Raw genomic sequence first — 21,087 nt, 5'->3', positions numbered from 1 at the left:
GTGTTACGTAATTTAATCTTATGGTCTATTTTCATTTTGTATGAGTATATTGATTTATAAGGACAAGACCTATTAAAAGAATCCCGTATTTGCAACCTTCCATGTAGGGGTCCTCACGTTCTCATATTTTATCACTTCTTTCCATACTTGCCCAGTCAGTTCACCTTCAAGGGAGGATAAAGGTGTGTTTCGATCAAAACTAAAAACAGTTGTTCTAGCATTATCCGTAACATTAATGGCCATCTCACTCATTTCTTTTCCACAGGAATCAGTGGATGCATCAATTCGTGGCCTGGACATGTGGTGGGAAATTGTTTTTCCCTCATTGCTTCCATTTCTTATCGTTTCTGAGATGCTAATAGGGTTTGGTGTGGTTAAATTTATAGGAATCTTATTGGAACCAATTATGCGACCTTTATTTAAAGTTCCGGGTGTAGGAGGATTCGTTTTAGCAATGGGTATGGCCTCAGGTTATCCTTCTGGAGCAAAGTTAACAGCCCGGTTAAGACAGGAAGGCCAACTAACAAAAATTGAAGCAGAGAGATTAGTAACGTTTACTAATTGTTCCAACCCCCTCTTTATTTTTGGTGCTGTGTCTATAGGGTTCTTCGGAAACGCAAAACTTGGGTTATTATTGGCACTAGCACATTATTTTGGGAATATCACTATCGGGTTACTGATGCGCTTTTATGGAAAAGATGATGAAGAACAATCAACGAATAAGGGACAGAAATTCTCTATTGTCACCGCTTTACGGGAACTTCACAGAACTAGATTAAAAGAAAAAAGACCACTTGGAAGATTACTAGGAGATGCCGTAATGTCATCTGTCCAGACACTTCTTATGATTGGTGGATTCATCATACTATTTTCGGTCATAAACAAAATTCTCTTCCATCTACATATCACAGCATTTCTTGCTCAGTTTGTGGAGTATCTCTTAGTTTCGTTACATCTTCCTGATGTACTAAGTATCCCATTTATTTCTGGTTTATTTGAGATTACACTGGGCAGCCAACTTACTAGCCAGGTTCAAGAAGCTACTTTATTGCAGCAAGCTATTATTACAAGCTTTATTCTGGCGTTTAATGGGTTTAGTGTTCAGGCACAAGTAGCCAGTATCACCTCCCAAACGGATATTGCCTTTAAGCCCTATTTTATTGCACGAATTATGCATGGTTTTTTTGCATCCATTTATGCCTTCCTACTTTGGGGCCCAATATATAAAGGACTATCTCAAAATGATCAGCCTTCCAATGCAATTCCCGTTTTCGCAAATAAGACTAGCTCTTGGCTTTCTGATATATTCGCGAATGTTTCACACGTTGGTCCAATCATTACGCTTTTTACTCTAGTAATCTATATTTTTGTTTACTCAAAACGATTGAAAGTAAATAAATAAAAACGAGCACACGATTTGGTGTGCTCGTTTCTCTATGTATTTTATTCAACGGTGTTTTTCTCCATCAATGCTTTTTCCACTAGTGGCGGGACTAACTCTGATATATTCCCTTTGTATTTTGCTACTTCCTTAACAATACTTGAACTTAAGAAAGAATACTGACTATTGGTCATGATAAAAAATGTCTCGATTTGATCATTTAAAACTCTATTCATACTCGTGATTTGCATTTCATACTCAAAGTCTGAAACGGCACGCAAACCACGAATTATTGCACTTGCACCGACTGAACTAGCATAGTCCACTAGTAACCCCTGAAATGAATCCACCTTAACATTCGGTAAGTGCTTCGTAACTTCTCGAATCATTTCGGTTCGTTCTTCAACTGAAAATAACGGTTTTTTCGAAGAATTACTTAATACAACGACAAATACCTCGTCAAATACTTTAGCACCTCGTGTAATAATATCAAGATGCCCATATGTAATCGGGTCAAAACTCCCTGGACAAACAGCAATACTTGTCATAAGACGTCACTCCTTATTCTTCTTCCGATTTAAGAGCATAAATGGAAATGGATATAATACCATAGTTCTCAAATTTCACTTGTTTCAAATGTCCAACCTTATCAGGAAGAACAACATCCTTCGAGTGCTCACAAACAATGATTCCATTAGTCGCGAGGAGTTTTTCATCTTGTATTTTCTCAAGCAAGTGCTCAAGCTGTTGTTTTTTATAAGGAGGATCTAAAAAGATATAATCAAAAACAATTTCCCTTTTTATAATTGCTTTTAGTGCTCGATCCGCATCGTTTCTATATACCTCTGCTTGATCTAACAATCCACATGTTTGCAAGTTTTCTTTAATTGTTGAAATTGCCTTTCCATCACGATCAACAAAAATTACTTTCTCAACTCCACGACTTAGAGCTTCGATCCCAAGTCCACCACTGCCTGCAAATAAATCAAGAGCACATCCACCACTGAAATAAGGTCCAATGATATTAAAAATTGATTCCTTTACTTTGTCAGTAGTTGGTCTTGTTGAGTTTCCAGGAACTGCTTTTAATGCTTTCCCTTTATATTCACCAGATACAACCCTCATTGTCTCACCACTATCAATTGATGTAAATTTCCTTCTTATCCTATCATAATGTCGGTTTCAAGCCAATAGTTGTCACATATATAGAAAATATCGATTTTGTGTGTATATTCATCTAAGGAGTGGGGATAATGTAAGTAACAACATCTATTCGAGGTGTTGTTGCCAACCGCGGAGAAGACTTACGTTTCCCCATAAGTTCTTCCTCCGGTTTCTCCTCTCCCTTTGCCTTCTATCCAGTAGGATATAGAAGGACCCTGCAGAAATTTCTGCAGGGTTTTCTTTTTATTCCGTTAATTCTTTCAGGTAAACCGTATTTTCATCCTCATCAATCTGGATTTTAAATAATGAGGTTAACCATTGATAATCAATATAAATCGTATTATTTATTTTTGTAAGTGGATTTTCTAAGAGCCCATAGTCTTCTTCATTATAAATAAATATATTTTGGTTCACGTAAAAGCGATAACTATTTAGTCCCTTTGAAAGCAATAATGTTTCATTGTCAGAAAGAACTTTTACTTGAAACCCTAAAGCCGATAGAGTATCAACAAATGGAAATAACTTTTGATCTTCTATATAAATAATGTGAAGATTTTTTTGTATTTTTTCCTCTACAGATATATTCCTCTTTTCCAAGAAATACAGCGGAGTCAAAGAAGTATCTTCCTCCTTATTTAACTCAAAGAAGCTAGTTGTTTTTCCTGTTACATTGACTAGAATTTCATCTAGTTTTTTAGCAGAATAACGGATTTCTTGTGACAGAAATATTTGAAGATAACTCTCGAGCTCTTCTTCAGACAGCTTCAATTTTAATTCTTGAATCATTTGATTACTCTTCGGTATCTGACTTTCACTATTTAACAATAAAGATACATGAAGATCCACTAACCAGGTTTGTTCCATCGGAAGATTATTAAATTTCAATTTCAATAAGGAGTAAATAAGCTTTTTTTCCAACATATCCGGTTGAATATCCGGACGAGTAATAATCAGCCCGTTTCCATTCCCCTCTTGTAGCTGGTTGGTTATTACTATCGTCACATGGGGTCGGTTCGAAATCTGCTGTATTGAGTTAAAAGATTGACTAAGACTTCCCTGCTGCTCGGAATAAACCATAAGTTTACCATCGATTTCATTCTGAACTAAAGGGGAAGCTTGCCAATAAAGAGAAGGATGTGCTAATTGCCCTTCAAAAACATAGTAATCAATAAAATCAAGCTTGTTGCTTCCTATTAGAGGAATCCCCATTACCCATGTCCCATTCCTCTTCGTTGAATCTATAAGCTCGACCTTCGTATCCGTCACTTGAACATTAGAAAACGAAGCTAACCATTGATTGAAAAGGAATGCCTTTTCATTCGGTCTTACTGGTAATGTAATTTGCAATTGAATATTTCCTTTGCTATCGGCCCTTAGTGATGTTACCTTTTCTTCCTGTTGTTCACATTCACTACCATCCTCAAGAATACATTGCCAGGTAATCACTCCACTTGGAAGAGCAAAAGTAAACTGCTTATTTCCGGTAAGACCACTTAGCTTTTGAGTAATAATTAACGTATCCGAATTTGTTTTAATTGAAACCTTTTGGCTAGCTAGCTCTATGTCAGCTGGCTGCTCCATTTCCTTTGAATAAGCATCCCATTGCCAAAACAGCAAGCCGCTTATAACAGCTGTTAATATAATAAAAAATGTGAACGGTATCTTCCACATATCCATTCCCCTTGTTAAAATCTCTTAAATCTCTTACCATTACAATAGCAGATAGAAGGAACAACGTCACACAGATTTTTTGAAAAAAATACGAAATTTGACTTAGTTCGACACAATTCTGCGAGTCCAATAGGACTATATAGGAGGGATTTGCATTGATTCAAAGGTTTATTGAATTAGGAGAAGGTTATTCTGATATCTATGAGTTACTAGAAATTGCCAAAGCAAACAAACATCGACTTATGCATTTCATGGCGTTACATACTGAAATAAATAAAAGGTCTGTAACTTCTTTAATCGTTGTTTTAAAACCAACAGATCCTGGTAACTTTCAACCACTGTATATCTGTCGAGAAGGTATACCCAATCCACATATAACACAAAACAAACGTTTTGAGTTATTTGAAAAGTTGGCTATTGAATGCGGGAAGGAAATTATTCAATTTGATGTAAAACCTTCGACTGAGTTTGCCGAAAAGGAATTATTCTACCAGTATGTAACAGGCATCTTGCGATTAAATCATTATATTGCTCCACTACAATAAAAGATCAGGAAGGTTCCCCTCCTGATCTTTTATATTCCCATCTTATAGTCGTATTCCTTTGCTTTATCTGGTCTAGAATTCTCATATTCAACCTTTAAAAACGGTTTAAAGGATGGTTCGACTTTTTTAACAAAGGAGTAACTTTTTATTTTTTCCATGATTGTATCGGTTTCATCTTGGTTGCAGTATAAGACTACGTATTTTAATCTTTTTGAAACGTAATGAACATTCCCAAATTTGCGAAGCATTTTCGCTTGCTTAAGAGAAAATAGCCATACAATAATTCCTTGACGTTGACCTAGCATCGCTTTACTCCTTTAATAACAACAATTATCTTTTTATTCTAACATAATCTAGTATATAAAAAAAGCATAGGAATTCTCCTATGCCGTACAGTTATTTTAAGAACAACCACAGCTTCCGCCTGTACTACAACCGCCACCACAACTTGATTCAAAAAACGGACTTCCCGTTGGTACCTTGATAAAGTCAGAAACTGACCGACCAATAAGTACACTTATTTCATCGAGTAGTGCTTGCAGGTCATTCTCAGCTTTTTTGAATTCAGCTACATTAAGGTCGAGATCAACTTCTCTCTTTAAGTTTCGGATTTCCATCATGACTGTTTTATAATCCGGATGGTATCTACCAAAGCGTTCAACCTCTTCATAACGATCCTTCATTCGTATAAACGCTTTAATTTTCTTCTGTGTTTCTTTATCTTTTTTTACATTATTTAAGCATATATAATAGGCTTCCACAACAGCTGACTCGAGCACCATTGTAGCCAATTCATCGGCATACTCTAGAATTTCTATACTTTCTGATGTAGCAAGCAATTCGCTCACCTCCGATTCATATTTTACCATGAATGAACGAAGAAATGAACTTTTTACATCTTACGGTATAAGAACTTCAAAATTTCTCTTCATATCATCTCTTTTTAGATTGTTTTCAACCACTTGTAAATCTATTTGGTGAGATCCTGTTGATAGCCCTTTAATAATAAAGGCGGCTGTTGTTACTACTTTTTTCTGCTTACCATCCACGGATACAATTAACCTTGTATTCCGATTTGAAAATGAAATATCTGGAATAAAACACTCAACATATACATTATTTTCCTTCACATGATGCTGAACGGTAAACGATTGGTCTGGTTTCATTCCTAATACTACTACATCGTTTTCTGCACGGATGGTGTGCATTGGTTCAATAGAAATTTCTTTTTTTACTTCGGGATCTGGGATATCTTTATGACAAGCATTTAACATCAGTCCAATCACAAAAACAAATACCATCTTCCTTACCAACTCGGCTGCCCCCAATCACACAATTTTACCTATTTTGTGCAATTATCAGCAGACTTAGTCCAAATCCGACCAAAAAGCCTTCAAACGTTAAAGCGAAGGCTTTTTATTGGTTATTGTTCATTGTTTGAAACATACTCATCATCATATTGGCCATTTGTACACTATGAGTGAATTGTTCCACACGATGAGGAATGGTCTTCTTGTAATGATGTAAAGCAGATATTTCAAAACTTTGTATATCATGTGGATTTCTCCCTAGCTTTCTGTACCAAATAGGCTGTTCCCTTAGAAACTGTTTTAGTTGTGGTTGCATACGTAAATATTCATTAATTTCTTCTCGCATCCAAATGACCCCTTCTAGTCTTGTCTAAATTGAAACGGATGTGATGGTGGACTTACATTTTTTTTCGGCGGATTTTGAACGTTACCTCCACCCTGCAAGGAAGCTATAACCCCTTGTATCGCACCTAAGGCAGAACTAATACTTACAATATGATGCTGAAGCTGGTTTGGATCCATATTCCTAACAGCGCCTAATACGGTTGACATCCAATCTTTTTTTGATGATTCTTCCTTTGGAGATGTTTCTTCCTTTGAAGATTCCGTTGTTTTGTTACGATCCTCAACGTTTCCATTTCCTGTAGAATCTTCGTCAGCAAATAGATACCATTCTTCGTACAACTCTTGCCACGTATTTGTTCCGCTTCTCACCTTCTTAATAAGTTCAGGATGGGCTCGAACATAATCTTTAAACTTTTGTACGGAAGGATGCAGTTGCTTATTGGCCATTATATTTCACCTCAATATAAACGAATGCCTATAATACGATATGAAAAAAAGATAAATATGTGCACCACAGATTTCGTGATAAAATGAATTGGAAAGCAATGATAAGGTGAGGGATATAATGGAGAATATTCAAAAACAAATTCAAGAAATGACTCTTCATGCAAGCGAGCATGACTTAAAATTGCTCGAACAGCTGTTAAAAGGTTTTCAACACTGGAAATCAGGTAATAGTCCTACGTTTATCTCTAGTCTTCTACAAATGGAACGTAAAATTACTGATGATGACTGTCAAATAAGAATTCCTATTTCTCCTCTTTTATATAATACATTACATATCGTTCACGGAGGAATTACTGCAACACTCCTTGATACAGCTATGGGAGTCTTAGCGAATTCCCTTGTTCCTGATGGCTATGGTGCTGTTACTACCCAGTTAAACATAAATTATATTGCTGCCGGGATTGGCGAGCATATGGTCTGTAGAGCAAAAATGGAACATAAGGGCTCGACAACACTCGTGTTGTCGGCAGAAATTCATCGTTCAGATGGTGTAAAGATTGCTATTGGAACGGGAAGTTTTCTTGTCGTTGAAAAAAGAGTATAGGGTGAGCGCATGTGGTTACTGCTATAGTAATTCCTATCATTATTATTTACTTTTATATTATTTCAAAGCGTGAGTTACGAACTCATACGGAGCAGTGGTTAGCATTAGAAAAAGTTTATGAGGAAGCAATCGTAACAGGAAAGGTTCAGCACATAAGCATGAGAAAAGAACGTTATTACTATCATCGTTATGTTCATATTCTTGAGCTTACTCTTATCAATAACCATACAACAACTGTAGTTACAAAAATCACTCCGATTGTAAAAGGAAAAGATCTTTCCAGCGATTTTCAGCTAGGTGATGAAGTAAGTGTCTACGGAAATTGGAAAGAAGGCAATTTTCGTTTTGGTAGATACGAATCGATTCAAAAATAAAAAGGAGCTCTCAGCTCCTTTTACTACTCTTCCCATGCTTGGATAAAGTTTTGAGTGTAATATTTTTTATATACTCCTACACCAATATGTGTGAATTCTTCGTTTAATAAGCTTTCTCTGTGTCCCTTACTATTTAACCAGCCTTCCATAACAGCGGGAGCGTCAGCATAGTTTGCGGCGATATTCTCACCTGCTACTTGATAAAATACTTCCCCGGCCTTTAAGCGATCGGTTAGCTCCCCGAATTTTTCAGAAGTATGCGAAAAAGTATTACTCTCTTCCATGTCCTTGCTATGTCCATAAGCAACACTAGCTGTTTTTTCATCCCATTGCAAGGTATCAAGGCCAAATCTCATTCTCATGATATTCGTAATATCATATATTTGTTTTTCATTTGAATCCTCGACTTTTTCATCCGGGGCCATTTCATCTGGATCGATTTCTTGTAACTCACCAAAATAAACTAGTTCATATGGTCTGAGCTTTAATAAAGTTTCTGCATCCATTACCCTAATACTTGATAAAGTAGCTGTAAATTTATCGATATAGAGCTGTACAAAAATACTCCCCATTTTCAACAATGGTCTTGTATTCAAATCTGACTCTGAGAGCTCAAATTGATAGGAACTTCCTTCAAAATCTAACCCTATCTCCGTCTCAACATAGCTCGAAGAAAAAATTTCATCAACATGTTGTCCAATTTTAAAAGGACTTATATTCACATCCGAACCGATTGCATAGACGGTAACAACTTTACCGTTTTTCACACCGATTTGAGAGTAATTTGCAGGGTCTGAATTATAGATCCACCAGTCAAAACCATAATAGGTTTGATCGACTCTATTGGGTTGTCCTAAATTTCCCTCAAGATTTTTGATATCCATCCCGATATAAGTGGCGATTCCCTCCGTTGGCTTTTCAGAGTTAGTTATACCCTCGTTCGGATTATTCGGCAAATCCAGGTTACTCCCCTTTTTTGACGAACCGTCTTCTAACAGAATTTCCTCATCATTGTTTTGAATGTTAAAATAAAAAACAACTCCTAAAATGACAGTAATCAATATCAATATTCTTCCTAAACTCTTCAGAGGCCATCCCCCTCTCTATCATTCTTTCTATCATTGTATGCATGCATTACATAAATAGTATATTAATTAGTAGAAAATAAAATAGGTTAATACGGTATTTAGATTTATCTTATTATACCCTACCAGGCTTTGTACATAAATAAATAAAGACACCATAAGGTGCCTTCATTTAATGCATATCAGGAGAAGAAGGTTCAGAAATGTCAGATAGAGCTTTACCGGCTTGGTAGTCGCTTACCTTCTCTACAGCCAAATCCCCTAGAGCTACAATTCCTACTAGTTTTTTCCCTTCTGTAACAGGAAGACGTCGGATTTGATATTTTGCCATTAATTCAGCTGCGTCTCTAGCTGTTGTGTCTGGTGTTACAGTTATGATTTGCTTACTCATGATATCTTCTACTTTCGTAGAACCAGGATGTTTTTCAGCAACACCTCTAATAACAATATCCCGATCAGTAATCATCCCGATTAGCTTATCATCATCAACAATTGGAATTGCCCCAACGTTAAGTTCCTTCATCTTTAATGCAACCTCGTATACATTATCAAGAAGTGTACAACATTCGACTTCCTTAGTCATCAACTCATTTACAGTATTCATCCTGAGCCCTCCTAAAAAATATCTGTCAGTTGTATCGTTCCCTTTTGTTTGGTCAACTATTCCCGCGTTCTCCTTTAGTAAAACATATCTTTTTGTGAACGTTCTCATTGCAACTTCCCATAATTTCTACTATTATTAAAATGAAGAAGTTATCGTTACATATCATAAAAATCAGTTCAAAGCAGACGGGGATTGTGTTTGTAGGAGGGAAAATAATGAAGTTTGAAAATGTAGGGCTAGAAAGCATAAAAGCTGATTTAAATCGTTTAGATGAAGTTATGCTTGATCACGGATTAGTTCGTGAAGGACAATGGGACTATGAAAGAGTAACATATGACCGTAAATTTATTCTAAAAGAAGGAACATTTTACCTTCGTGTATTCGGCTATGCGGTAGAGGGTGATGTTGGTGCACACAAAGCAACTGTCCAATTAATGACACCACTACTTGGTAAGCATTATTATCCACACGGTGTGGAGTACGGTGAAGGAGAAAGCTTCCCAAAAGGGTTAATTAGCCAATGTGAAAAACTACTTAACGAGGTAAAATCGGAAGTAGAAAAATTTTCAGCATAAACGAAAAGGCGCATGGAAATGCGTCTTTTTTTTATGTTTAACTTAATTTCACATGAATATAACTAACCTTATAACCCGTCAACAAGTACACTTCCTCTTGAATTCTAGACTGTAAATCCTCAATTTTATCAACAATCCCCTTATAATCAATCGCACTTATACTCAAAATGATACTCACAACCCTTTCTTTCAATATCACTTGGTACATTTGGTTTTTTGCTGGATGAAAATGCCCTTGAATCAGATTAAATATATTTCCTCTTTTTTTAGGTATAACATAGCCAGCACTTTCCTTTATATTAGACTCGACTATTGCTGCAATGATGTTGTGAACGGCTCGATTACTCTCGTCTTGCTCAAACATACTAACCAACATAAACCCTCCTTTTAGGCTCGTCTAATACATTTATTAAAATATTTTTCTTCATATTTTTGTTGTTTTATTGGTTATTTTATTAAATGCATACTATAATTTAAGTGTTCCGAAATTATCAAATATTTTTCATTTACGAGAGGAGAACATCTTTTGTTAGGAAGCTTTTTTAAGAAACGCTATTTTTTTATTATCTTAGGTGTCTGTATAACAGCCCTTTTGTTATATCTCATCCTGCCAGTATCTATACCATTGATCACAGCATTTATAACTGCTTTATTCCTAGATCCACTCGTAAGAACCATTCAAAATCGAAGTAAATTAAATCGTAAAGTATCTGTCTTACTTGTATTTTTAGGCTTTTTAATCTTTGTTGGCGCTACTGGCTACTTCATAGTTACGAAGGTAATCACAGAAGCAATACAAGTAGTAGAGTACGCTCCTCAGTTAATTAATGAAATTAATCGTGCATGGTTAGACACAGAAGATAAGTTATCCTCTGCTGCAAAAGAATTACCCAAAGAGGTAGTGGATGGAATAAGCAGCCAAGTACAAACTTTTCTAAATCGAACTAAAAATGATTTAGTGGCATACGTAAACATTGATAATGTCCGATCGTTGCTTACAAATATCCCTAGTTATCTTGTAAGTTTCCTAGTCTATCTGATAGCACTATTCCTTTTCCTATTAGATCTACCTAGATTAAAAACTACTGTTTATAACCATTTAACTGAGAAAACAGCTGATAAAGTAAACTTTATGACTTCTCGTCTTTCCTTTGTTATAATAGGTTTTTTTAAGGCACAATTTCTTGTTTCTGTACTGATTTTCTTAGTTTCATTGATTGGGTTATTCATTATCACTCCAAAAGTAGCATTGTTAATGGCCACCATCATTTGGGTTATTGATTTTATTCCTATCATTGGTTCTATTGTGATAATGGCTCCATGGGCAATATTTCATTTTTTCACCGGAGATGTGGTCTTAGGTACGAAGCTAGCGATATTAGCGGCTATTTTGTTAATTATACGTCGTACTGTTGAACCAAAAGTAATGGGAACACATATTGGCCTCTCCCCATTATCAACTTTAATAGCCATGTATCTTGGTCTGAAGTTACTTGGAATATTAGGATTTATTATTGGTCCATTGCTATTGATTGCATTCAATTCGGCAAAAGAAGCAGGAATTATTAAGCTAAACTTTAAAATATAAAAAAGCGCAGACTTTATAAGAAGTAAAGTCTGCGCTTTTTATTGAATGAGACTAAAAGAAATCTGGGAAAAATGGTCGTAATTCAGGAATTTTTCTTTCAAGCTTCTTAACGTCTTCTAAACTCCCCATAATTTCCCCAAGATTATACAAATCCCGAACCGTTTTATATCCTAGCAATATGGTAGTTAATGCTCCTATCCCTATCTGCAGCCCTACTTTAGGTGGGTGAGTACAGACACTATCTTCTTTTATTTTATAGGCTGTAATAGAATCATCGGTAAGTAAATAGGTACCTATATTCCATTTACAGTATTCATCATTCACATGAATAAACACTTTTTCACTGGTTGGAAGGAACGAGTAGCTCTTTAAAAACTCTTCAACATTAACAATTCTACCCATAAAGTATGGTTGGACATCTATTTTCTGTTTTGGTTGTTTTAAATAGAAAGGAAATAGGTCGTACGTAGAGGTTGTAATAACTACTTTTTCGATCATTGAATCATGCTGACAGATAAAATTCCATAGTCCAACCGCTGCCTGATGCGTCTTAGTAATGATTTCAATGACTTCCATTTCTTTATTTTTCACCGAATAGACTAAATAACCCTCGTACTCTCCCCTTTCATTCATATAACAAGCGATATTGTCTTCACAGTACACATGATCGTTCCACCAATCTTGTGTACGAACAAGCATTCCACTATGTGAGGCTGCATATGCTTTATATACTTTTTCAATATGTACTCTCTCATTCTCGGCAATATCCCTTATCACCTTCCCATGCGTGGAAGGTAACATTACAAAATCTTTTTTCTCTACAGTTACCTTTTTGTTATCTGCAAAAATCTCCCAACCAAAGCGACGGTAGAAATGAATATCAAAAGGATGAAGAAATGATATGTATTGTTGTTGCTGATTCATATGCCTTAATGCTTCAGTAATTAGTTGCTTCACATAACCATGTCGCCGGTATTCTGGATACGTGGAAACTCCAGCAATGCCTCCCATATGGAATATTTTTTCTTTTATATAAATCGAAAAAGGGATAATGTGTAGCTTTGCCAAAAGCTTTTCGCCATCCTTAATTGCAAGAATGTCGTGTGATTTTAACATCTTTTTTCTTTTTGGAATATCTTCTTCGTTAACTTTGTATTGAAAAGCATACATGGACAATTTTATGGCTTCCTCATAATCTTTTTCCGAAAGAACGACAATTTCCATATCTCCCACCCCTTAATCACAAGTTCTATATAACTTATTCAAAAAAAAGCGCCACAATTACTTGCAGCGCTTTTATGCTTTATTAAAACCCAAGGATTGCCTTGATGACTGAGGTTGTTTCTCCACCATGATAAAATACGTACAATAATAGGTAAACAGCGACTCCTGTAATGGCGGTAAAAAACCACACGATGCTTGTAATGGGTCCAAGCTTTCTATGTTTTTCTAGCTGATTTTTATAGCCTGTATACAAAGAAATGATTCCTAATACTGCACCAACGGTCGCCAACGTAATATGGAAGATTAAGAAGATTGTATAATAAATTTTAATCTCATCTGGTCCCCCAAACGCTGTATTACCAATAAAAATAGTACGGCTAGCGTAAATGATAAAAAAGATAATAGCAAATATAGCAGCTAAAAACATCGTTTTTTTATGCGCTTCTATTTTACGTTGCTTAATTTGCCACCATCCAATTGCAACAGTTATACCACTTAGCACAATAAAGGTTGTACTAATTGTAGGTAAAATAGGTAATGAGTATTCCATCTGTTTCTCCTCTTTAATTACTTATTTTTATTTAGTAGGTTCTGGTTGAAAGCTAGTTTGTCCAGAAGGTAATTCATCAATGGTTTGTTCCTTTTTAAACCAACTAAAGAACACCTGAGCTAAGATTACTCCATAAACAACCTCTTGTATTACCTTCATTAATACTCCGCCCGTTTGTTGATCTTCAAGAAGGGACATTGAATGAAACATCTCTGGTCCACTTAAATTCAAAGAAGCAAGTGTCGTAGACGGAACGCATAATTCAAGTGCGCTTGCCCATGCATTCGGATCAGAAAAAGTAGAATACATCGGTGTATCTGCAAAGATAATTAATGCACATGCTGGAGTCAATAAAATTCCATCAGCAAAAATATAACCTACCTTTTTTAACCCATTTAATGTTTCATACTCTTCCAACTCGTTCACAAGTGGCCACCACATACAAATCGATAGTAAAAATAAGACCAAAGTATAGATGGCGTGCAACCACATATCTGTTTTTATAATGTCAAAGATATTGGGAACATGGTAAAAAGAAAACACTCCATTAAAGAGAATAAGAGCAATTAAAGGTTTTGTAAAAAATGCAAACAATGGTTTGATAATTGGTCTAGATAGTACAGATCTCCATACCCATGGAGGAATCCCATAAATAAAGAGAATAGGAATCACTAAGTATAGAATGGCCATTTGGATCATATGAACATAAAACATTATATGTCCCAGCAAATCAACAGGAGAGCCCTTCACTACATACAAAAGAATAATGGCAGATGTAAAGCTCATCCATTGTTTTCTCGTTACTGTTTCAGACTGTTGAAAACGAGATCGGTACTTTGTAGTTATCAAAAAATAGCTACCTAAAACCACAAGTAAAATGATAAGGAAAAACGGACTCCATAATGCCCTGAAACCAAATATATCAAGCGACATGACGATCACCTCGTTATTTTTAAGTCAGTTTTATTATAACTGATTTATGATGAATACCACAATGAATGAGGTTTTCCTTTATTTAGTGCAAAAAGAAAATCGGCTCAAAAGGCCGATTTTCATTCACTCAATTACCACCAAATAATGGTCATAAAAGTTAATATTGTTATTAACCCAACTAATAAACCTGAATATAGGAAAAGCGCTGGCGCTTCATGTCCCTTATGACTCATATGCATGAAGTAATATAATTGAAAGACTACTTGCACGATTGCTAACAAAAGAATGAAAGGAACGATAAACCATGCTGAAAAATCACCATAGCCTACAGCAATAAATGCTACTAAAGTCAAAAAGATCATCATGGAAAATGATACAATTTGATAGCGCATTTCCTCTGCACTTTTCTTTTTACGATATTCAATGTCTACTTTAGGGTTACCTGAATGTGTTTGTTCACTTGCCATCAGTTTATCCCACCATTCCCATTAAATATACTACCGTGAAGATAAATACCCACACTACGTCAATAAAGTGCCAGTAAAGACTTGCAACATAAAACTTTGGTGCATTGTACAAGTCTAACCCACGCTTTGCATTTCTCACCATTAAAGTTACGATCCATAAAAGACCGAAAGCAACGTGACCTCCATGGAAGCCAACTAGTGTATAAAAAGCAGATCCAAATGCACTACTAGTAAATGTATGATGATACTCATGTACATAGTGATTGAACTCGTAAATTTCAAGGAGTAAGAACGCAAATCCAAGTAGGACAGTTAATCCTAACCAGAGCTGCATCTTTTTAAAATTAAAGTTTTTCATATGGTACATTGCATATACACTTGTTAATGAACTAGTTAAAAGTAGCATCGTTGCCACAAATACAATTGGCAATTCGAATAAATCCTTAGCTAGTGTATGTTCAGCATTCGGAACCTTATCCTTTAAGGCTAAATAAGTAGCAAATAGTGATGCAAAGAGAACTGTCTCTCCGCCTAGGAATAACCAAAATCCTAAAAATTTGTTTTTTCCTTCAAGGGTTTGTTTTTCAGGTGCGGCAGGCCATGTTTCAGCAGTAAACTTATCTTCTACATGCATTATGCCTTCCCCCCCTTATCATCATCATTTAATAAATCTTCTTTATGAATATGGAAGCCATGGTCATCCTTAACAGAACGAACGAACATTGAAAGCAACGTAATGCCCAGTCCTGCAATTAGTACCATTACACCCCAATGATAATCCTCACGGTAAAGTGCACCAAAAGCGGCAACAAACAATCCAAGTGAAATCATAAATGGTGTAAATGAATTGTTCGGCATATGAATGTCACCAAGTGGTTCTGCCGGTGTCATAGTCTTCTTACCTTCCATTTTTTCAATCCAAAGTGGATCTAATCCACGAACAAGTGGAAGCTGTTTAAAGTTATAGAAAGGTGGTGGTGATGGAATTGCCCACTCAAGTGTACGTCCATCCTCCCAAGGATCATTTCCAACCTTTTCATTTTTCACACTTGTTACTACAATATTATATAACAAAATTAAAGTGGCAATTGCCATAAAGAATGCACCAACTGTACTGATTAAGTTCCCCGCATCTAAACCTTGGTTAGGTAAGAACGTGAAAATACGTCTAGGCATCCCCATTAATCCTAAGAAGTGCTGGATAAAGAATGTTAAGTGGAATCCAATTAAGAATAACCAGAAAGTGATTTTTCCTAATGTTTCGTTTAACATCGTTCCAAACATCTTTGGCCAATAGAAATGTGTCGCAGCTAAAAGGCCAAATACAACTCCTCCAACAATAACATAGTGGAAATGGGCAACTACGAAATATGAATCATGGTATTGGTAGTCAGCTGCTGCTGAGGCAAGCATAACCCCAGTTACCCCTCCACCTACGAACGATGGAATAAATGCCACTGCATAAAGCATAGGTGTAGTAAACTTGATACTTCCTCCCCACATTGTGAAGAGCCAGTTAAAGATTTTTATCCCCGTTGGAACAGCAATTGCCATTGTTGCAACGGCAAAGATGGCATTAGCAATAGGACCTAATCCAGTTGTAAACATATGGTGAGCCCAAACCATGAATCCTAAAAATCCAATTAGAACTGTAGCGAATACCATAGATGAGTATCCGAATAGACGTTTTCTCGAAAAAGTAGCAAAAATTTCCGAGAAAATACCGAAAGCCGGTAATACTAAAATATAAACCTCTGGATGTCCGAAGATCCAGAATAAATGCTCCCAAATAACGGTATTTCCACCATTTGCAACATCAAAGAAGTTTGAACCGAACATACGGTCAAAAATCAGCAAGAACAGTCCCACAGTAAGTGGAGGAAAAGCAAATAGGATAAGTGCTGATGCCACGAATGTAGACCAAGTAAACAATGGCATTCTCATATAAGTCATCCCAGGTGCACGCATATTGATAATCGTTACAAGGAAGTTAATCCCCCCCATTAACGTACCCGCACCAGAAATTTGCAACCCTAATGCATAGAAATCTATGCCGTGTCCTTCAGAAGCCATTGATAGAGATGCATAGGAAGTCCAACCAGCATCTGGTGCCCCACCTAAGAACCACGATAGGTTTAAGAAGATACCACCAAAAAAGAATAGCCAGAAACCAAGTGCATTTACAAAAGGAAACGCAACGTCACGTGCTCCAATTTGTAGTGGCATAATAGCATTCATAAAAGCAAATAACAATGGCATGGCTGCTAAGAAAATCATTGTTGTTCCATGCATGGTTAAGATTTCGTTATATAATCCAGCGCTTACAAAATCATTGTTTGGTACTGCAAGCTGGATACGAATAAACATTGCCTCTAGACCACCTAAAACGAAGAAAAGTCCACCAGCAATTAAGTAAAGGATAGCGATCTTTTTATGGTCTACTGTAGTTAAGTAATCCCAAACAGTCGCTCCGAACCCCTTTTTCTGAGCATAGGTACTCACAATTCTACCTCCCTTTTAACAAAGTCCCCTATTAATCCTGTACCTTTAAGTTCATTAAGTATTCTGTTACAGCATCTAATTCTTCTGGAGTTAATTTGTTGTATGCATTTGTCATTTTGTTCCCTGGCTTATACGCTTCAGGATCAGATATCCAGTTTTTAAGTTCTTCTTCTGAATGGTCTAATACCCCTGCAATACGAGATCTTTCACCAAAGTTTGTTAAATTTGGTCCTAGACGTGCAGCTTCCGGAGCACCGGTTGCTGGTGTCACAGCATGACAGCCAATACAGCTGTTATTAAAGACTTCTTGACCTTGTTGTGCTAGAGGCGTTTCAGCCGTTTCAGCTTCTTTGACAGATTGCATATCAGCAACCCATTTGTCGAACTCATCTGGTGAAATCGCTTTAACTTTAAAGTCCATTAAAGCATGAGACGGTCCGCAAAGCTCCGCACATTTCCCGTAAAATAAATCTCCAGCTTCATTTGCTTTTTGCTCATCAAATTGCAAATAAAATCTGTTTACATTGTCAGTGTTTGTGTCCATTTTTCCACCAACAGCAGGAATCCAGAACGAGTGCTTTACATCTGATGCCTTTAAATTAAAGTACACCTTTTGTCCTGTTGGTACTACTAGGTCTTGACTCGTAATGATTTCTTCGTCTGGATACTCAAATTCCCACCAATAAAGATTCGCTCGAACATTAATTACTAGCGCATCCGTTTTACCGTCTTCATTTTTCTTATCCATTTCCGATACATCTGCAAACTTAAATGTAGAAGCTACTGTTGGAACAGCAAGAATAAGAAGAAGGATGATTGGGATAACAGTCCAAATAATTTCTAACTTATGACTACCTTCCACCTGCTTTGGAATACTATCATCCTTACGGCGGAACTTTACAACCACGATCGCGAAGATCAAGGTTACGACGATAATTACCCCTACCATTATCGCCACGGATAACATCATTAAATCAAATTGCTCTTTAGCAACCTCACCAGCTGGCTGAAGCGTTGACAAGAACGGTTCACCACATCCGGAAAGTAGTAGCGTGATGATTGCAAACATTGAAATCATTCGCCATTTCGCAAGCCTTTTCATAGCTTAATCAAACCCCTCTTTCGTAAAATATTTCTTCCCTGAATTGTTTGATCACAAAAATTTATAGACAACCTCCCCCTCAGACAGGAGGGAAAGGTTTTTCTAACAACTATATTTTATATTAGTGTGACAATTACCATAGCAACAAAAAGAATAGTTAGATATTGTAGTGAATAGACAAACATAATCTTTGCCCATTTCATATCATCCATTTTCTTATAGCCATATAAACCAGTCAGTAACCATCCAACATTTAACGCTGAGGCTAAAATAAGGAATGGTATCCCTAGACTTGTCAGCAAGAATGGAAGCGGCAACAACGCAACAATCCATAAAATCGTATGTTTCTTGGTTGTTTCAAAGCCCTTTACTACTGGTAACATAGGAATGCTAGCAGCTCTGTATTCCTCTACCCTTCTCATTGCAAGAGCATAAAAATGAGGTGGTTGCCAAGCAAACATAATTAGGAACAAACTCCATGCCATAATACTTAAATCACCATCAACCGCTGACCAGCCAATTAAAGGTGGTACGGCTCCTGAGATACTACCAATGATGGTATTTGAAACAAGCTGGCGTTTTGACCACATCGTATAAAGCACAACATAGCTAAAAACTCCTACAAGTCCAATAACAACAGCTGTAAAGGTTGTTAATGCAAGAAAAATAGTACCTATTGTAATAAGGGTTAAACCCATTATAATTACTTTTCTCGGCTGAATATTCCCCGTAACCGTGGGTCTATCCTTTGTGCGTTCCATTAGAGGATCAATATCTCTATCAATGTAGTTATTTATGGCACAGGATCCTGCTATAATGAGCGATGATCCAATTAGCGTATAAAAAACAATATCAAGATTTGATAAAAAGCTTTTCTCTCCAAAGTGAAGCGCTAACCAAAGTCCTGTAAAGGTAGTAATTAAGTTGGAGTTTACAATACCAATTTTAATTAAAGCAAGGAAATCCTTCCATGCATTTGTCTTTGGTAGCTCAATACGATTCTCATCACCATTTATCGTTGCTTCACTTATTGATCTTGAGCTCGCCATTTCCTCTCCTCCTTTCCCAGTACACAGATCCGGTCTTCATGACACTACAATAACTATAGTACATTATTAGCTTTAATGCTATATTGTAATGAAAATGACTATTATCCATTTAAGTCAATATTCTACCGATAGTTTTCATTATCTTAATAGTGGAAATAATGTTAAATATTTGTGTAGAAAAATAACATTTCCTCAATCTATTAAATCATACTTCACTCCATTTTTGTGAACTTTTTTTGAATTATTTTTGAAATATTTGTGTCACCATTTGTTTCGTAAATTCCTTTGGTTATTTTGTTAATATAATAATAATTAGAGGTTTTTGTTTTATTTTTAAACAAATATGGCTTCATGAAGTATAGTTGAACTATTTAATATTATATTTAGAAAATAACTTAGTAGTTTCCAATTTACTCATAGTGTTAAATCCATAATACATATTGTAAAAACTCAATAGATTGTGTAGTATCAAAAATGCAGTATGTAACGAATTACCTTCTATTTTTTTTTCTACTAATTCGTTATGATAAAGATATATTAAAATGTGGTTAATATTATACACGTCAATAGAAACTTATGACAATTATGTGAACTTAGATGAGAAGGTGATTTCTTTGAACAGAGCCTTGAAATGGTTTTCTGTCCTTACAACGATTGGTATGTTATTAATTCTATTAGGTGGAGCTCTTGTTACAAAAACCGAGTCTGGAATGGGATGTGGTCGTTCTTGGCCTTTATGTAATGGACAACTTATTCCAACCGATATATCACTTGAGTTAATTATTGAACTTGCTCACCGTGTGGTATCTGGTGTTGTTGGCATAATGGTTCTAGTATTATCCATTTGGTCTTGGAAAACCATTGGACAGATCCGTGAAACAAAGTTTTTATCGGCATTATCTTTTTTCTTCCTGGTTTTACAAGGATTAATTGGGGCCGCCGCAGTTGTTTGGGGGCAGTCAGATTTTGTACTAGCATTACATTTCGGTATATCTTTGATCTCATTCGCTGCTGTTTTACTTTTAACACTGCTTATATTTGAAATTGACAAACGTTTCGAAGCTCATAAATTAATTATTGACTCCCGTTTACGTAAGCATATTATAGGAGTTAGCGTATATAGTTATGTAGTCGTTTACACCGGCGCTCTAGTAAGGCATGTGAATGCTAGCCTAGTTTGTAGAGACTGGCCATTCTGTATAAATAGTGTGATCGGTTTACCAACTAATTTCTATGAATGGGTACAGATGGGCCACAGATTCGCTGCTGGGTTGATTTTTCTCTGGATTGGATATATTACTCTATTAGCTTATAAGCATTACAAACAGGAAAAGGTTATTGTATGGGGCTGGACGATAGCGTTTATCCTTGTATCACTTCAAGTCATGACTGGAGCCTTAATAGTAATTACTCGCCTTAACCTTACTGTCGCCTTGGCTCATGCATTTTTTATTTCATGCTTATTCGGAGTATTAAGCTATTTTATTCTTCTCGTTACTCGTAGTAAAAAGAATCAGATTGCTCTTAACAAAAAAAATAATCATTCGCTATAAAAAAGGTGTTGCAC

At 36.1% G+C, this 21,087-nt stretch carries 26 protein-coding genes; 7 read left to right on the top strand and 19 right to left on the bottom strand.

Going from position 1 to position 21,087, the window contains the following annotated elements; all coding sequences use genetic code 11:
• Nucleotides 1-184: 184 nt before the first annotated feature.
• Complete coding sequence (gene spoVV, locus BKO01S_RS10355; protein ID WP_066052913.1) at nucleotides 185-1,402, top strand: dipicolinic acid transporter SpoVV; 1,218 nt, start codon at nucleotides 185-187, stop codon at nucleotides 1,400-1,402.
• Nucleotides 1,403-1,443: 41 nt separating this feature from the next.
• Here the strand turns inward: spoVV and coaD are convergent, their stop codons facing one another.
• The 3 genes from coaD to BKO01S_RS10340 all read right to left on the bottom strand — a co-directional run bounded on the left by coaD (nucleotide 1,444) and on the right by BKO01S_RS10340 (nucleotide 4,216).
• Nucleotides 1,444-1,929, bottom strand: a complete 486-nt coding sequence (coaD, locus tag BKO01S_RS10350; RefSeq protein ID WP_066052910.1) for a pantetheine-phosphate adenylyltransferase — start codon at nucleotides 1,927-1,929, stop codon at nucleotides 1,444-1,446.
• 13 nt (nucleotides 1,930-1,942) lie between these two features.
• The gene (rsmD, locus tag BKO01S_RS10345; protein WP_066052907.1) at nucleotides 1,943-2,506 is read right to left on the bottom strand and encodes a 16S rRNA (guanine(966)-N(2))-methyltransferase RsmD; all 564 of its coding nucleotides are present in this window, start codon (nucleotides 2,504-2,506) and stop codon (nucleotides 1,943-1,945) included.
• 282 nt (nucleotides 2,507-2,788) lie between these two features.
• A complete protein-coding gene (locus tag BKO01S_RS10340; RefSeq protein WP_066052904.1) occupies nucleotides 2,789-4,216 on the bottom strand; it encodes a stalk domain-containing protein in 1,428 nt (475 codons plus the stop codon).
• Nucleotides 4,217-4,371: 155 nt separating this feature from the next.
• Here BKO01S_RS10340 and BKO01S_RS10335 point away from each other — a divergent pair, with 155 nt between their 5' ends.
• The gene (locus BKO01S_RS10335; protein ID WP_066052900.1) at nucleotides 4,372-4,761 is read left to right on the top strand and encodes a DUF7147 family protein; all 390 of its coding nucleotides are present in this window, start codon (nucleotides 4,372-4,374) and stop codon (nucleotides 4,759-4,761) included.
• A gap of 29 nt (nucleotides 4,762-4,790) precedes the next feature.
• Here BKO01S_RS10335 and BKO01S_RS10330 read toward each other — a convergent pair whose 3' ends face one another.
• The 5 genes from BKO01S_RS10330 to BKO01S_RS10310 all read right to left on the bottom strand — a co-directional run bounded on the left by BKO01S_RS10330 (nucleotide 4,791) and on the right by BKO01S_RS10310 (nucleotide 6,863).
• Nucleotides 4,791-5,066, bottom strand: coding sequence for a YlbG family protein (locus BKO01S_RS10330; protein ID WP_066052896.1), 276 nt, complete (start codon nucleotides 5,064-5,066; stop codon nucleotides 4,791-4,793).
• A 96-nt stretch (nucleotides 5,067-5,162) separates the two neighbouring features.
• On the bottom strand, nucleotides 5,163-5,600 hold the full coding sequence (locus tag BKO01S_RS10325) for a YlbF/YmcA family competence regulator (protein WP_066052893.1): 438 nt from the start codon (nucleotides 5,598-5,600) through the stop codon (nucleotides 5,163-5,165).
• Between the two features lie 60 nt (nucleotides 5,601-5,660).
• Nucleotides 5,661-6,074 (bottom strand): hypothetical protein, encoded by a 414-nt coding sequence (locus BKO01S_RS10320; RefSeq protein WP_066052887.1) that lies wholly within the window; start codon nucleotides 6,072-6,074, stop codon nucleotides 5,661-5,663.
• 103 nt (nucleotides 6,075-6,177) lie between these two features.
• A complete protein-coding gene (locus tag BKO01S_RS10315) occupies nucleotides 6,178-6,417 on the bottom strand; it encodes a YlbE-like family protein (RefSeq protein WP_066052884.1) in 240 nt (79 codons plus the stop codon).
• Nucleotides 6,418-6,431: 14 nt separating this feature from the next.
• Nucleotides 6,432-6,863, bottom strand: a complete 432-nt coding sequence (locus BKO01S_RS10310; protein WP_066052880.1) for a YlbD family protein — start codon at nucleotides 6,861-6,863, stop codon at nucleotides 6,432-6,434.
• 118 nt (nucleotides 6,864-6,981) lie between these two features.
• On the opposite strand from BKO01S_RS10310, the gene BKO01S_RS10305 reads away from it, so the two are divergent.
• Together BKO01S_RS10305 and BKO01S_RS10300 are read left to right on the top strand one after the other, a co-directional pair.
• Nucleotides 6,982-7,467 carry a PaaI family thioesterase gene (locus BKO01S_RS10305; RefSeq protein WP_066052877.1) on the top strand — a complete coding sequence of 162 codons (486 nt, stop codon included), beginning with the start codon at nucleotides 6,982-6,984 and terminating at the stop codon, nucleotides 7,465-7,467.
• Nucleotides 7,468-7,478: 11 nt separating this feature from the next.
• Nucleotides 7,479-7,841 (top strand): hypothetical protein, encoded by a 363-nt coding sequence (locus BKO01S_RS10300; protein ID WP_066052874.1) that lies wholly within the window; start codon nucleotides 7,479-7,481, stop codon nucleotides 7,839-7,841.
• Between the two features lie 23 nt (nucleotides 7,842-7,864).
• Here BKO01S_RS10300 and BKO01S_RS10295 read toward each other — a convergent pair whose 3' ends face one another.
• Both BKO01S_RS10295 and BKO01S_RS10290 read right to left on the bottom strand, forming a co-directional pair.
• On the bottom strand, nucleotides 7,865-8,902 hold the full coding sequence (locus tag BKO01S_RS10295) for a CAP domain-containing protein (RefSeq protein ID WP_066052871.1): 1,038 nt from the start codon (nucleotides 8,900-8,902) through the stop codon (nucleotides 7,865-7,867).
• A 196-nt stretch (nucleotides 8,903-9,098) separates the two neighbouring features.
• Complete coding sequence (locus tag BKO01S_RS10290) at nucleotides 9,099-9,530, bottom strand: CBS domain-containing protein (protein WP_066052868.1); 432 nt, start codon at nucleotides 9,528-9,530, stop codon at nucleotides 9,099-9,101.
• A gap of 215 nt (nucleotides 9,531-9,745) precedes the next feature.
• On the opposite strand from BKO01S_RS10290, the gene BKO01S_RS10285 reads away from it, so the two are divergent.
• Nucleotides 9,746-10,105: a YugN family protein gene (locus BKO01S_RS10285; RefSeq protein WP_066052864.1), complete on the top strand. Its 360-nt coding sequence runs from the start codon at nucleotides 9,746-9,748 to the stop codon at nucleotides 10,103-10,105.
• Nucleotides 10,106-10,142: 37 nt separating this feature from the next.
• Here the strand turns inward: BKO01S_RS10285 and BKO01S_RS10280 are convergent, their stop codons facing one another.
• Nucleotides 10,143-10,478: a hypothetical protein gene (locus BKO01S_RS10280; RefSeq protein ID WP_066052861.1), complete on the bottom strand. Its 336-nt coding sequence runs from the start codon at nucleotides 10,476-10,478 to the stop codon at nucleotides 10,143-10,145.
• A gap of 153 nt (nucleotides 10,479-10,631) precedes the next feature.
• Between BKO01S_RS10280 and ytvI the strand changes: the two genes are divergently transcribed.
• Nucleotides 10,632-11,693 carry a sporulation integral membrane protein YtvI gene (ytvI, locus tag BKO01S_RS10275; RefSeq protein WP_066052858.1) on the top strand — a complete coding sequence of 354 codons (1,062 nt, stop codon included), beginning with the start codon at nucleotides 10,632-10,634 and terminating at the stop codon, nucleotides 11,691-11,693.
• 51 nt (nucleotides 11,694-11,744) lie between these two features.
• Here ytvI and BKO01S_RS10270 read toward each other — a convergent pair whose 3' ends face one another.
• From BKO01S_RS10270 to cyoE, 8 genes are all read right to left on the bottom strand, one after another.
• Nucleotides 11,745-12,917, bottom strand: a complete 1,173-nt coding sequence (locus tag BKO01S_RS10270; RefSeq protein WP_066052855.1) for a GNAT family N-acetyltransferase — start codon at nucleotides 12,915-12,917, stop codon at nucleotides 11,745-11,747.
• 82 nt (nucleotides 12,918-12,999) lie between these two features.
• Entirely contained in the window at nucleotides 13,000-13,467 is a 468-nt protein-coding gene (locus BKO01S_RS10265) for a DUF420 domain-containing protein (protein WP_066052852.1), read from the bottom strand.
• Nucleotides 13,468-13,494: 27 nt separating this feature from the next.
• On the bottom strand, nucleotides 13,495-14,400 hold the full coding sequence (ctaG, locus tag BKO01S_RS10260; RefSeq protein ID WP_066052850.1) for a cytochrome c oxidase assembly factor CtaG: 906 nt from the start codon (nucleotides 14,398-14,400) through the stop codon (nucleotides 13,495-13,497).
• 131 nt (nucleotides 14,401-14,531) lie between these two features.
• Nucleotides 14,532-14,867: a cytochrome c oxidase subunit IVB gene (gene ctaF / locus BKO01S_RS10255; protein WP_066052844.1), complete on the bottom strand. Its 336-nt coding sequence runs from the start codon at nucleotides 14,865-14,867 to the stop codon at nucleotides 14,532-14,534.
• 4 nt (nucleotides 14,868-14,871) lie between these two features.
• Entirely contained in the window at nucleotides 14,872-15,501 is a 630-nt protein-coding gene (locus tag BKO01S_RS10250) for a cytochrome (ubi)quinol oxidase subunit III (protein WP_066052841.1), read from the bottom strand.
• On the bottom strand, nucleotides 15,501-17,369 hold the full coding sequence (gene ctaD / locus BKO01S_RS10245; RefSeq protein ID WP_066052836.1) for a cytochrome c oxidase subunit I: 1,869 nt from the start codon (nucleotides 17,367-17,369) through the stop codon (nucleotides 15,501-15,503). Before ctaD ends, BKO01S_RS10250 begins: the two co-directional genes overlap by 1 nt.
• 31 nt (nucleotides 17,370-17,400) lie before the next feature.
• Nucleotides 17,401-18,471 carry a cytochrome c oxidase subunit II gene (gene coxB, locus BKO01S_RS10240; protein ID WP_066052833.1) on the bottom strand — a complete coding sequence of 357 codons (1,071 nt, stop codon included), beginning with the start codon at nucleotides 18,469-18,471 and terminating at the stop codon, nucleotides 17,401-17,403.
• 116 nt (nucleotides 18,472-18,587) lie between these two features.
• Nucleotides 18,588-19,520 carry a heme o synthase gene (gene cyoE / locus BKO01S_RS10235; RefSeq protein ID WP_066052830.1) on the bottom strand — a complete coding sequence of 311 codons (933 nt, stop codon included), beginning with the start codon at nucleotides 19,518-19,520 and terminating at the stop codon, nucleotides 18,588-18,590.
• A gap of 614 nt (nucleotides 19,521-20,134) precedes the next feature.
• Between cyoE and BKO01S_RS10230 the strand changes: the two genes are divergently transcribed.
• Nucleotides 20,135-21,073: a COX15/CtaA family protein gene (locus BKO01S_RS10230; protein WP_066052827.1), complete on the top strand. Its 939-nt coding sequence runs from the start codon at nucleotides 20,135-20,137 to the stop codon at nucleotides 21,071-21,073.
• Nucleotides 21,074-21,087: the final 14 nt, after the last annotated feature.

Origin of the sequence: Robertmurraya korlensis NBRC 107688, assembly GCF_001591645.1 — a bacterium.
GTDB lineage: Bacteria > Bacillota > Bacilli > Bacillales > Cytobacillaceae > Robertmurraya_A.
The sequence above is the reverse complement of the archived record's forward strand: the minus strand, read 5'-3'. Positions and strand labels throughout refer to the sequence as shown.